General features: G+C 62.4%; 11 protein-coding genes. 7 read left to right on the top strand and 4 right to left on the bottom strand.

Going from position 1 to position 13,000, the window contains the following annotated elements; translation table 11 throughout:
* Nucleotides 1-175 precede the first annotated feature (175 nt).
* Nucleotides 176-1,765, top strand: a complete 1,590-nt coding sequence (locus VHD36_09090) for an alkaline phosphatase D family protein (protein ID HVU87466.1) — start codon at nt 176-178, stop codon at nt 1,763-1,765.
* A gap of 77 nt (nt 1,766-1,842) precedes the next feature.
* Nucleotides 1,843-2,325, top strand: a complete 483-nt coding sequence (locus tag VHD36_09095; protein HVU87467.1) for a DinB family protein — start codon at nt 1,843-1,845, stop codon at nt 2,323-2,325.
* A gap of 234 nt (nt 2,326-2,559) precedes the next feature.
* Here VHD36_09095 and groL read toward each other — a convergent pair whose 3' ends face one another.
* The gene (groL, locus tag VHD36_09100; GenBank protein ID HVU87468.1) at nt 2,560-4,179 is read right to left on the bottom strand and encodes a chaperonin GroEL; all 1,620 of its coding nucleotides are present in this window, start codon (nt 4,177-4,179) and stop codon (nt 2,560-2,562) included.
* 138 nt (nt 4,180-4,317) lie between these two features.
* Nucleotides 4,318-4,644, bottom strand: a complete 327-nt coding sequence (gene groES, locus VHD36_09105) for a co-chaperone GroES (protein ID HVU87469.1) — start codon at nt 4,642-4,644, stop codon at nt 4,318-4,320.
* A 495-nt stretch (nt 4,645-5,139) separates the two neighbouring features.
* Here groES and VHD36_09110 point away from each other — a divergent pair, with 495 nt between their 5' ends.
* From VHD36_09110 to VHD36_09125, 4 genes are all read left to right on the top strand, one after another.
* Entirely contained in the window at nt 5,140-6,315 is a 1,176-nt protein-coding gene (locus tag VHD36_09110; protein HVU87470.1) for a hypothetical protein, read from the top strand.
* Nucleotides 6,312-7,535: a PQQ-binding-like beta-propeller repeat protein gene (locus VHD36_09115; protein HVU87471.1), complete on the top strand. Its 1,224-nt coding sequence runs from the start codon at nt 6,312-6,314 to the stop codon at nt 7,533-7,535. Before VHD36_09110 ends, VHD36_09115 begins: the two co-directional genes overlap by 4 nt.
* Nucleotides 7,536-7,540: 5 nt before the next feature.
* Complete coding sequence (gene aroA / locus VHD36_09120) at nt 7,541-8,824, top strand: 3-phosphoshikimate 1-carboxyvinyltransferase (protein HVU87472.1); 1,284 nt, start codon at nt 7,541-7,543, stop codon at nt 8,822-8,824.
* Nucleotides 8,825-8,968: 144 nt separating this feature from the next.
* The gene (locus tag VHD36_09125) at nt 8,969-11,209 is read left to right on the top strand and encodes a fused MFS/spermidine synthase (GenBank protein HVU87473.1); all 2,241 of its coding nucleotides are present in this window, start codon (nt 8,969-8,971) and stop codon (nt 11,207-11,209) included.
* 118 nt (nt 11,210-11,327) lie between these two features.
* Here VHD36_09125 and VHD36_09130 read toward each other — a convergent pair whose 3' ends face one another.
* Nucleotides 11,328-11,546: a hypothetical protein gene (locus VHD36_09130; protein ID HVU87474.1), complete on the bottom strand. Its 219-nt coding sequence runs from the start codon at nt 11,544-11,546 to the stop codon at nt 11,328-11,330.
* Nucleotides 11,547-11,788: 242 nt separating this feature from the next.
* Nucleotides 11,789-12,091, bottom strand: coding sequence for a hypothetical protein (locus tag VHD36_09135; GenBank protein HVU87475.1), 303 nt, complete (start codon nt 12,089-12,091; stop codon nt 11,789-11,791).
* A 251-nt stretch (nt 12,092-12,342) separates the two neighbouring features.
* On the opposite strand from VHD36_09135, the gene VHD36_09140 reads away from it, so the two are divergent.
* On the top strand, nt 12,343-12,990 hold the full coding sequence (locus tag VHD36_09140) for a hypothetical protein (GenBank protein ID HVU87476.1): 648 nt from the start codon (nt 12,343-12,345) through the stop codon (nt 12,988-12,990).
* Nucleotides 12,991-13,000: the final 10 nt, after the last annotated feature.

A 13,000-nucleotide genomic window follows, 5' to 3' on the forward strand; every position in this document is an offset into this window, starting at 1 on the left:
TTCTCCGTGCCGCGCTTCACGGCCGATGCCTGTCGTAACCTCTTTGACACCCTCCGCAGCGCGCTAGACAATGTGCGCGTTCATCCAGTCGCGCGGAACGGCCCACGCCGACGTACGCGCGCTGGTCGCACCGCTTGCCCTTCCACGCTTCGTGCTTAGCACCAGGGAGTCACCCGTGTCTGATCCTCGCTATCCGTCGCTCTATCCGTCTGGTCCCGGCCGCTCGTACAGCCGGCGATCATTCCTCGCCACCACCGGTTCGCTGGCCGCCGCGGCCGTGTGGGCTTCGCGGGCCGAAGGCGCCGTGCGCCGCAACGTCGCCTTCTCCGATTATCCCTTCAAGCTCGGCGTCGCCTCGGGTGATCCGTCGCCCGATGGCCTGGTGCTATGGACGCGTCTGGCCCCCAAGCCGCTAGAGGGGGGCGGCATGCCTGCCGAGCCGGTCGAGGTCGATTGGCAAGTGGCCGCCGACGAACCATTCAGCAAAGTGGTGCGGCAAGGAAAGACGACGGCCACGCCCGACTGGGGCCACACCGTACACGTCGAGGTTGATGGGCTCGAGCCGGGGCGCTGGTACTGGTATCAGTTCAAGGTGGGCAGCGAAACGAGTCCCAAGGGGCGCACGCGCACCATGCCGCCGGCCGATGCCGCGGCGCCGCCACTGAAGTTTGCCTTCGCCTCGTGCCAGCATTTCGAGACCGGCTATTACACGGCCTATGAGCATATGCTCAAGGACGATCTCGACCTGGTGCTGCACCTGGGCGATTATATCTATGAGGGCGCGGCGCGCGACGATCGCGTGCGCAAGCACGTCGGCGGCAAGATTGAAACGCTGGACGATTATCGCAACCGTTACGCCCAGTATCGCGGCGATCCGGCGCTGCTGGCGATGCACGCCGCCGCACCGTGGATCGTGACCTGGGACGATCACGAAGTCGAAAACAACTATGCCGGCCCTTACCCCGAAGACTTGAAGGTCTCGCAGGCTGATTTCCTCAAGCGCCGGGCGCTGGCCTACCAGGCGTACTACGAAAACATGCCGCTAAGGCGTAGCGCACTGCCGCACGGCCCCGACATGCCGCTGTACCGCAAGCTCCCCTTCGGACGGTTGGCGAATTTCTACGTGCTCGACACGCGGCAGTACCGCACCGATCAGCCGTGTGGCGATGGACACAAGAAACCGGACGCCAGCGTGTACGATGAAAAAGCCGCGATCCTGGGCGATGCGCAGCGCAAATGGTTGCTCGATGGCTTGGGCTCTTCGCACGCCAAATGGAACGTTCTGGCCCAGCAGGTCATGGTCACGCGCATCGATTACGCCGCGGGGGACGTCGAAGTGCTCGACATGGATAAATGGGCGGGCTACGAGGCGGATCGCCGCCGGCTGCTCAATTTCCTGGCCGAGCGAAAACCCGCGAACCCGGTGGTCCTGACCGGTGACATTCATACGAATTGGGCCTGCGACATCACCACGGATTACAACAAGCAGGACGCAAAGAACGTCGGCGTGGAGTTCGTCGGCACCTCGATATCTTCGTCCGGCGACGGGCTGCGCACGCCGCGCAACACGGAAACGATTCTCAAGGAAAACCCTGCGGTGAAGCTGTACAACGCCCAGCGCGGTTACGTCCGCTGCACGGTGACGCCGCGCCAGTGGCGCACGGATTACCAGGTGGTGGAGTACGTCACGCGCAAGGGCGCGCCGGTGGAAACACTGGCCTCGTTCGTGGTCGAGGATGGTCAGCCGCGTGTGCAGAAAGCATAAGGGGCCGGGAATTTGACACTTCGACAGCGCCGTCAAATGCAATATCAGGCGCAATATCAGGCAAGGATCAATGAACCATGAACGCTCATGATGTCATCAAGTTTTCGCTCGATTCGGCGACGCACGTTGTTTCGCAGATGCTGGCCGATCTGAGCGATGCTGATTTGCTCCGCCGCCCGGCCCCTGGCTGCAATCACATCAACTGGCAAGTCGGGCATTGTCTGAATGGCGAGCATCAGCGGATGAGCAAAGAGCTGCCCGGCTCGGTGCCGCCGCTGCCGGCCGGCTTTGCCGAGAAGTATTCGGCCGACAACGCCAAGTCAGACGATCCGGCGGCTTTCTGCAAGAAGGAAGAATTAATGCGCGTTCACGCCGAGCTGCGAAAGGCCATCGTCGCGGCGCTCGACAAGTGCAGTGCCGCCGATCTCGACAAGCCTAGTGAAGGCTGGACGCCGACCCTGGGCGCGATGTTCGCGGGCATGGGCAGCCTGCACTGGCTGATGCACGTCGGCCAATGGACCGTCGTGCGTCGCGAGTTGGGCCGGCCACCGCTGTTCTAGACTGAAGCGCCGAACGAAGCATTCAGGAATCCCGGCAGACAACAGCGAAAGCCATCCACAGTGTTCATGCCGCCCGAGCGGCACCCGAAGGCATGAACACTGCGGATGCATTCCCATTCGCGACGCACAACAAAAAACCCCGCCGGCTCCCGAGATGGGAACCGGCGAGGTTGATGACTTCGGGCAGACAGCACTGGTGGACGAGCCACCCGTGGCCCCCTCTCGCGACCTCGACTAGTACATGTCGTGATCGCCGCCGTGGCCGCCCCCCTTCTTGCTGTCCTTCGGCTTCTCGGCGATCAGAGCGTCGCTGGTCAACAGCAACGTCGCCACGCTCGAAGCGTTCTGCAGCGCGGTACGCGTGACTTTGGTCGGGTCGATGATGCCGGCCTTCACCAGGTCTTCGTAGGTGTCGGTCGCTGCGTTGTACCCGTTGTTGCCCTTGGCCTCGAGCACGCGTTCGCAGACAATGCCGCCGTCCTGGCCGGCGTTCGAGGCGATCGTGGTCAGCGGGGCACGGGCCGCACGCAGGATGATGTTGTAACCCACCTCTTGATCGTGCGAGAGCCCTTCCAGTTTCACCGAACTGGCGGCCCGCAAGATCGCGACCCCGCCGCCCGGCAGGATGCCCTCTTCGACCGCGGCACGCGTGGCGTGCAGAGCGTCTTCGACGCGGGCCTTCTTCTCCTTCATTTCGCTTTCGGTCGCGGCGCCGACGTTGACCTTGGCCACGCCGCCGGCCAGCTTGGCCAGCCGTTCTTCGAGCTTCTCGCGATCGTAGTCGCTCGTCGAGTTCTCGATTTCGCGGCGAATCTGGTCGATGCGCGCCTTGATCTCGGAGCTTTTGCCGGCGCCTTCGATGATCGTCGTGTTGTCCTTGTCGATGACGATCTTCTTCGCACGGCCCAAGTCAGCGAGCTGCATGTTGTCGAGTTTGATGCCCAGGCTCTCGAACACCGCGGTACCGCCGGTGAGGATGGCAATGTCCTCGAGCATGGCCTTGCGGCGATCGCCGTAGCCGGGCGCCTTGACGGCCGCGCACTTGAACGTGCCGCGCAGCTTGTTGATCACGAGCGTGGCGAGCGCCTCGCCCTCGACGTCTTCGGATACGATCAACAGCGGCCGGCCGGCGTTGACCACCGCTTCCAGCACGGGGACCATTTCCTTGACGTTGGCGATCTTCTTTTCGTAGACCAGGATGTAGGCGTCTTCCAGGACGCATTCCATCTTCGTCGAATCGGTGATGAAGTACGGCGACAGGTAGCCGCGGTCGAACTGCATGCCCTCGACCCATTCGACCTCGGTCTTCAGGCTCTTACCTTCGTCGACCGTGATGACGCCGTCCTTGCCGACCTTTTCCATCGCTTCGGCCAACAGCTCACCGATCTCGGTGTCGTTGTTGCTGGCGACGGTTCCGACCTGAGCCATTTCTTTCTTGCTCTTGATCGAGATCGACATCTTCTTCAGCTTGTCGGTGATGTCCTCGACCGCCTTGTCGATCCCTTGCTTCATTTGCAGCGGGTTGACGCCGGCCACGACGGCCTTCAGGCCTTCGTTGAAGATGGCTTCCGCCAAGAGCGTCGCGGTCGTGGTGCCGTCCCCCGCGACGTCGCTCGTCTTCGAGGCGACTTCGCGCACCATGCGGGCGCCCATGTTCTCGTAGACGTCTTCCAGGTCGATCTCCTTGGCCACGGTCACACCGTCCTTGGTGACGGTGGGCGAGCCAAAACTCTTCTGCAAGATCACGTTGCGGCCCTTCGGACCCAGTGTGACCTTAACGGCCCGGGCCAGCTTCGAAACGCCGCGGCGAATGGCCTCGCGGGCTTCCTGGTCGAATGCAATGGTCTTTGCCATCAGTCGAAATCTCCTAAGCGATTTGAAAAGCCGGCCACGCGGATAGGGCCGCTTGTGTGAATTTGTTTTGCCTGCGGATCAGGCGCTCGCCCGACCCATGACGCTCGGCGCGCCGAAAATCCAGATCGGAGGTGGGCCTTACTCGATGACCGCCAAGATGTCGTCTTCGCGCATCAACAGCAGCTCTTGATCGCCGACCTTGAACTCGTCGCCAGCGTACGAGCTGAACAGGACGCGGTCGCCCACCTTGACCTGCAACTTGCCGCGGGTGCCGTCGTCCAACAGCTTGCCGTCACCGATGGCCACGATCGTGCCGCGGGCCGGCTTGTCCTTGGCGGAATCGGGCAGAACGATGCCCCCGGCGGTCCGCTCTTCCGACTCTTCGCGCTCGACCACCACGCGGTCGCCCAGCGGTTGCAACTTGATTTTGCTCGGGGTCTTCTTGTTCTTGGCCACTGTCGACATCGCTTGTTCGCCTCCGATATTTCTCGAACGGGAAGTCTGGGAAGTATGGCAACTCAAACGGCTGCCCGTTTACGGGGTGGGTAATCCAGGGCTGCCAATTGTGCGTATCCGTAGCGCAGTCGACCGCTGGAAACGCAATTGCCGGGCCAAGAACGCTCGCTTCGCTGTAAAGGACTAAATAGAAAAGGCTTATCGAGGACATCAGTGATTTGAAGGCCAATCCTCACGACCTAATCCGGCAGGCGGGCGGGCGTCTCGGCCGTAGGCCGCTGCCAGATTGGCAGGGGTGTCCGGACTCGGCCTGAGCGGGTCGCAATGGGATCAAATCATCCCGAACTGGCCGCTTCCTGGGCCCGTATCGGAACGGATGCCACGAGCTATCAAGTCACGGGTTCAGCTTCCCAACTCGTGACGACTGACTAGAATGCGTCGGCCGCACGGAGGCTTCCCGCAGCGGTAACGGCCAGCCCAATTCCCACCCGCCAGGTTTCCGCCATGACCCGCTTAGCGCTCGCCGCGGTTCTCGTCTGGGTTGCGATTCTGAGCACGATGTCCGTCGCGGCCGATGTAGCCGCCAAGGACCAACAGAAGTGGACTCAGCAGATCGCCACGATCAAGGCGGTGGGGAGCGAGGGGGCGGGCACGGCCCAGGCCCAGCAGGCTTGGAAGCAGCTTTCGCAGGCGGATGTGACCGCGATCTGGACGATTCTCTGGGCTCTCGACGATGCCAACCCGCTGGCCGCCAATTGGCTGCGGGCGTCGGTCGATGCGATCGCCGAACGCCAGTTACGCAATGGCGGCAAGCTGCCGAAAAACGATCTGGAAGTCTTCACGCTCGACACGAAGCACTCGCCGCGTGCCCGACGCCTGGCGTTCGATTGGCTGTGCCGCGCCGATACGACGGCGGCCGACCGGCTAATTCCCTCTATGCTCAACGATCCGGGGCTGGAATTCCGCCGCGATGCCGTGGCCCGCGTGATTGCCGAAGCCGAACAATACGAAACAGAGAAAAATCCGATCGCGCACGGGGAGTACAAAAAGGCCCTGACCTGGGCACGCGACCTCGACCAGGTGCAGCAGATCGTCAAAAAGCTGGAAGGGTATGGCGATAAGGTCGATCTGACGCGCCACTTTGGCTATCTCGTTAAGTGGAAGCTCATCGGCCCCTTCGATAACACCGACGAAAAAGGGTTCGACGTTCTCTATCCGCCCGAAGTCGGCGTCGACTACAAAGCCGAGTACGACGGGAAGTCGGGCAAGGTGAAGTGGATCGATTACACCAGCGAAGATCCGTACGGCAAAGTCGACTTGAACAAGGCACTCGAGAAGGCCAACGCGACGACGGGCTACGCGGCGGCTGAGTTCATGGCCGAAAAGCCGACGGACGTGGAAATCCGCCTCACCTCGACCAACGCCAACAAGATCTGGCTCAACGGCGAGCTACTCACGCGAAACAACGTCTATCACGCCGGCGAGCAAATGGACCAGTACATCGGCAAGGGAAAGATGAAGGCCGGTCGGAACATCATTCTCGTGAAGGTGCTGCAAAACCACCAAAAGGAAAGCTGGGCGCAAGATTGGAATTTCCAGTTGCGTGTGTGCGACGCATCGGGCACCGCCATCTTGTCGCAAGACCGCGTGGCCCGGGACCTGCGCAGGAGCGATCGATGATTCGCAACACGATTCAAACAGTACTACCGCTGGTGTGCGTGACGTTGACCGCGGGGGCCGATTGGCTGCACTTTCGCGGCTCGGACAATCGATCGGTCGCCACGACCGCGGCGCCTGTGGATTTGGCCAAGGACGAAGCGGGCGTCGAGCGCAACGTCGCCTGGAAGACGGCACTACCGGGGCGCGGCGTTTCCAGCCCGATTCTGGTCGGCGGCAAGCTGATCGTCACCGCCGCCAGCGGCTTCAACCAGGATCGGCTGCACGTCGTGTGCATCGACGCCGAGACCGGCGCCAAGGATTGGGAGCGGCAGTTCTGGGCCACCGGCCGTACTATGTGTCATCCCACCAGTTCGGTCGCGGCCAATACGCCGGCCAGCGATGGCAAGCGCATTTACGCCTTCTTTTCCTCGAACGATCTGGCCTGCCTCGATCTGGCGGGCAATCTGCTCTGGTACCGCGGGCTGACGCACGATTTTCCCACGGCCGCCAACGACGTTGGCATGTCGGCGTCGCCCATCGTGCTCGGCGATACCGTCGTCGTGCAGGTCGAGAACAAGGGAGATTCCTTCGCCGCCGGACTGGATGCCGAAACCGGCGCATCGCGCTGGCGCATTCCGCGGCCGGCCGAAATGAATTGGACCTCCCCCGCCGTGTGGCGCGGAAAGACCCGGGCCGAGGACCTGGTGTTGCTGCAATCTCCCACGCGCTTCACCGCGCACGATCCCCGCAGCGGCGAACAGGTGTGGAGCTATGAGGTGGCGTGCTCGACGATCCCCTCACCCGTCGCTGAAGGCGATACGATCTACGTCCCCTCGGGCGGGCTCACGGCCCTGCGTTACCAGCCCGAAGGCAAGGCCGCCGAAGTCGCCTGGACCACCAATGCGCTCGCGCCTGGCAATGCCAGCCCGGTCGTCGATCGGGGCCGGGTTTACACGATCAACGGCGCGGGCGTTCTGCTCTGCGGCGACGCCACGACCGGCGAAACCAAGTGGAAGCTGCGCTTGAAAGGACAATTCTGGGCCACGCCCGTGATCGCCGGCGACTATCTGTATATTTTCAATCAGGAAGGTGCCGCCCAGGTCGTGAAGCTGGGAGATACGTCGGGCGAGATCGTTGCCCGCGGCGATTTTGGCGAACCGATTTTTGGCTCGCCGATCATTGACGGCGGCGCCATCTACGTGCGCACCGACGGCCATTTGTGGAAGATCGCAGGGCATTAAGTCACGTGGAACCTTCTCCGCAGACGATCGAAGTCCGCCCTGCCGGTCCGCTTGCCGCCACCATCCGTCCGCCCGGCTCGAAGAGCATCACCAATCGCGCGCTCGTTTGCGCCGCGCTCGCCGAGGGTGAATCGACGCTGACCGGCTGCCTCGACAGCGAAGACACCCGCGTGATGGTTGCGGCGCTCGACAAGCTGGGCATTCGGATCACGGCCGACGCCACGCGACAAACTCTGCAAGTTCATGGCTGCGGCGGTCGCATCCCCGCGGCGTCCGGCGACCTGTACGTGGCCAATAGCGGCACCACGGTTCGCTTTCTGACGGCACTACTGACGCTTGGCCAGGGCACGTTTTGCCTCGACGGCACGCCGCGGATGCGCGAGCGACCGATCGAGGACTTACTAGCAGCGCTCCGTCAACTGGGCGCGGAAGTTGCGAGCGAGGCCGCGAATGGCTGCCCGCCGGTCGTCCTGCAAGCACACGGCTTGCCGGGCGGTCGGACAAACATTCGCGGCGACATCTCCAGCCAGTTCTTGAGCGGCCTCTTGATGGCCGCGCCATACGCGACCAAGCCGGTCGAGATCGTCGTCGACGGCACGCTCGTGTCGCAGCCGTACGTCCACATGACGCTCGGCGTCATGCATTCGTTCGGCGTTACCGTTGATCCGGGCGACCTGACGCGATTCGTCATTCCCAATGCCAGGCCGTACCGCGGTTTGGATTATGCGATCGAGCCTGATGCTTCGGCCGCCAGCTACTTCTGGGCCGCCGCAGCGATCGCCGGCGGGCAGGTCACGGTCGAGGGGCTCACGCGCGCCAGCCTGCAAGGAGACGTGGCCTTCGTCGATGTCTTGGGGCGGATGGGCTGTCGGGTCAGCGACTCGCCGCGCGGAATCACGGTGCAAGCAGCCGGCGAGCTCCGCGGGATCGACATCGACATGAACCCGATCAGCGATACCGTGCAAACGCTCGGCGCGGTCGCGCTTTTTGCCGAGGGGCCAACGACGATCTCGGGCGTGGCCCATATCCGGCATAAGGAGACCGACCGCATCGCGGCGCTGGCCACCGAACTGCGCAAGTTCGGCGCGACGGTCGACGAGCGGCCCGATGGATTGCGTATCGACCCGGCGCCACCGCACGCAGCCACGATCGACACGTACGACGATCATCGCATGGCCATGAGCATGGCGCTCGTGGGTTTGCGCGTTCCCGGCGTCATCATTCGCGATCCGGGCTGCACGGCGAAGACGTATCCGGGATTCTTCCGCGATCTGGGCCGTTTGAGATAGCTGTAGCGAATAGCGGACGCGATTTGCCGCCGCCCCTGTCCGTCAGTTGTCCGCTATACTTCGCTATCACTCCCGCGCGCAACCGGTGCAACCGGGCGGGGAGATCTCCGGACACTCCGTAACGACTCTATCCCCAGCTTGCCAATGATCTGGTACGCCCTGACGATTTTTTGGAGCGCGTTCCTGCTGTTCCTGGTGCAGCCGATCCTGGGCAAGCAGATTCTTCCCTGGTTCGGCGGCACGCCGGCCGTGTGGACCACCTGCCTGCTGTTCTTTCAGATGTTGCTTTTGGGTGGGTATTTGTACGCCCATGCAATCACGGCGTGGATCGCGCCCCGGGCCCAAGCCCTGCTGCACATCTCGCTGTTGGGAGCATCGCTGTGGTTTCTGCCGATCGTGGCCGATCCCGCGTATCGCGCGGCGGTCGAATCATCGCCGACCTGGCAGATCCTGGCACTACTGACCTTTACGATCGGCGCGCCGTATTTCCTGATTTCGGCGACGGGGCCGCTGCTGCAGGCCTGGTTCGCCAAAACGCACGTCGGTTCGCCTTATCGACTGTATGCGCTCTCGAACGTCGGCTCGCTGTTGGCGTTGCTCAGCTATCCCTTCGTGGTCGAGCCGCGTCTGAAACTGGGCGACCAGACGCACTACTGGTCATGGGGCTACGCGGCGTTTGCCGTTTTTTGCGCCCTGTGCGGCTACCAGTTACTGCGCAGCCAACGTCGCCACGCTGCGAGCCCATCCACGGAAGTGGCCGCCCCACCGCGAACGGTGGGAGCGAGTAGCTCCAACGGCCATCACGAATTCGAGCATCCGACGAGTTGGGGTTTAATGGCGCTCTGGCTGGGGCTGGCCGCCGGGGCGTCCGGCATGCTGATGGCCACGACGAACCAGATTTGCCAGGAAGTGGCGGTTGTACCCTTCCTGTGGATCCTGCCGCTGACTTTGTATCTGGTGTCGTTCATCATTTGTTTCGATAGTCCACGCTGGTACGACCGGCGCTTCTTTGTGCCGCTACTGATCATCACGATCGCGGCGACGGCCATCATGCTGTTTATCGGCGTCTCGGCTCCGTTGGTCGCGCAGATCGGCACGTATAGCGCTGCGTTGTTTGCCTGCGCGATGTCGTGCCACGGCGAGTTAGTACGCGCCCGGCCGCCGGCGCGCGATTTGACGCTCTTCTATTTGTGCGTGGCCAGCGGCGGAGCGCTGGGCGGGGTCTTCGTGGCCCTGGTGGCCCCGGCCATTTTCGACGGTTTGTGGGAGTTCCATGTGGCGCTGGTGGTTTGCCCCGCCTTGGTGCTGGCGGCCATGGTTCGCGAAGAAAACGTGCTGTATGTGCGCAACCGACCGACGGTGCTGGCGGCGGTGCTGCTCTTGGCCTTCTGTGCCTTGATCACGACCTTGGTCATTCACGTGCGCGAGTATCGCAAGGGCGTGCTCGTCGCAACGCGTAATTTCTATGGCGTAGTCCGGGTGCGCGACGCGTACGATCCATTCACCGAGTCCCCCGTTCGAAAGCTGCAGCACGGCACCATCTTGCACGGCATGCAATTGCTCGAAGGGGACATGCGGGTCTGGCCGACGACGTATTACGCACGGACCGCCGGCGTCGGGCTGGCCATCGAGCAACATCCACGTCGATTGGCAACCGACCCGGCGAATCGGAACTTGCGCATCGGCGTGATCGGATTGGGCGCCGGCACCGTCGCGGCACTGGCGCAGGCAGGCGACACGATTCGTTTCTACGACATCAACCCCGACGTCATTCGCATTGCCCAGGAGTACTTCTACTTCCTCGACGAAACGCAGGCCCATTGGACCGTCGAGCAGGGCGATGCCCGGCTGACACTGGAAAAGGAACTGGCCGAGAACGGGCCGCAGAACTTCGACGTGCTCGTGATGGACGCCTTCAGCAGCGACGCCATCCCCATGCACCTGATCACAACCGAGTGCGTGGAAATGTACTGGAAGCATCTTAAACCGGACGGAATCCTGGTCGTGAACACGTCGAATCGCAACGTCGACTTGGATCCGCTCGTCCTGGCCATGGCCGAAGCGTCGCATAAGGACGCCCGGCTTTGCGAGACGAACGAAGACCGGAATACGGGAATCTATTCGTCCACTTGGGCGCTAGTGACGAGCAATGAAGAGTTCCTCGGCAGCCTGCCCGTGTCGCAGTTCACGACGCTCATTCCGGATGCTGTGCAACCGGTCGTGTGGACCGACGATTACGGCAGCCTGTGGCAAGTACTGCGCAAATATGACAACTCCGAGATCGATGCCTGGATCGACGAACAAAAAGAATGGCTCAGGAGCTATTTGCCCTGGTCACGGGCTGACGAGGCCGAAGACAGCGAACCCGAGGCGGACGCCGAATGAGAGAACCGGTGCAAGGCGCGCAGTTCTGCAGGAATCGGTCGACGAAAGGGCAAGAAAAATGCGGAGGGGCACGCTACAGCGCGTGCTAACGAGCTCTCAACACGAACGAGTGGAGAACTCAGGCGCAGCCGGGGGTGCGGCGCGGCATGGATTGCAATAAGGCGTCGGCCCGCTCGAGCAAGCGGCTTGCATGGCTTGGCGAGCCCTCCGGGTCGGACGCGATCAGCGCGCCGCCACAGTGCTGGCATACCAGCCGCTTGCCCAAGTATTCGACGCGCACGTGCAAAGCACGCCCACACGTCGGACATTCTTGGACGAAGTAAACGCTTTTCGCCATTTTGGTATCTCCTTCTACCTCAGGCCCGCGCCCATTCTTGGACCTCCGTATCGTACCCGATGCAGCCGTGGTTTCAACGGAAAACGAGCTTACATTTCCGCCACCGCAAACTTCGATTTTTTTCTATACCGGCCGTTCGGGTTACGGTCAGGAAAGTAATCTAGAGACTTGCCGGGCGTAGCCGGGGTTCGCGCAATCTGTAGCATTCGGCGGGCCGGCTGGATGATCGTGAGGCACGGCAGCTAAGCCAGGCGGATATGGGAGATGCGATTCTCCAAGACCCATGCCAACCAGCTTTCCTGTTCTTCCGAAAGCTCGACTTCGGTCTGATTTTGGCTATCCAGCGGCGACACGAGCCGAATTGCCCCATCGTCATACCACCTTTGCGCCTGCGCCAGGTCGAGCCAATACTCGCCGGCCGCGGCTCCCGGCCGGTCCGGATCGGTGCGCGCGTCCATGAAATACGCCACCTCGTGCCGAAAGCGGTCCGGCATCACAAAAGGGGGTAGCTCGGGATGGTCGATTGCGTGGACCAGGACGGGCATGAAAAAGCCTCGGTTGTTACCCCCGAAGTGCTCTTGCTAGCAACCGATCGCTAGCGAGCGACCATGGGTTAATCGACGGGAGTGGGCTGCGGCCAAATTAGCACGCAAACCGAGCGGCGAACAGCAGAAACGTCGATGAACAGTAGGGCGGTAATTCCGCCCCCTGCGCGCGAGCTATGCTTTCCTTGGCAGCCCGTGGGGCGATGCGCGCCCCCGCGAACAGACCCCGTTTGACACGAATGGACAGCGTCATGATCCACCACCAGCGTGCTTGTTTGCTACTCGTCATGGCGGTGCTCGCGCCGGTCTTCGCGGCTGTGCCGGCAAGCGGGGCGCCGCGAAAAATTCTCCCCAGTTTCGACCAGGTCGAGGCCACGGTCGAAGGTTATTTTTCGCAGCAAGCGCGTCAATTGCCCGGCGAGATCATTTCGCGCTCCCAAGTCCGTGCCGTGCTCGACTTGCTACAGCGGCAAGGATGGAAGGTACCGCATCAGCAGGAGATCATCGACCGCGTGCTCGACGACTCGGACCCGTTGGTGCGCGAGCTGCGCACCAAGGACGGACGAAAGTTCGCGCGCCAGGTGTCGCACTTCCCGCAGGGCTATGATCGCCTGGATCGGCTGATTCGCATGCCCACCGGTAAGAGCATTCTGTGGCGCTCGGTACACACGCCTGATGGATACAAGCTCTTCGAGTATCTGACCACGGCGCCGGGCGGGAACGAGATGGGGAAGATGCTGATGAATTCTTCTTCGGGCCGCGATTTCAACAAGCCGACAGGCCGCGCCTATACCACCGACGGATTGATCCAGCTCTTGCGTCCGCGGTGGGAAGAGTCCTGGAACAACATTCGCCAGATTCAGGCCAAGGCGCTCGATCTGAACCCGAATCGCCCGTGAGCCGGCGTGA

Source organism: Pirellulales bacterium, assembly GCA_035546535.1.
In the GTDB taxonomy this organism is placed as follows: Bacteria; Planctomycetota; Planctomycetia; order Pirellulales; family JACPPG01; genus JACPPG01.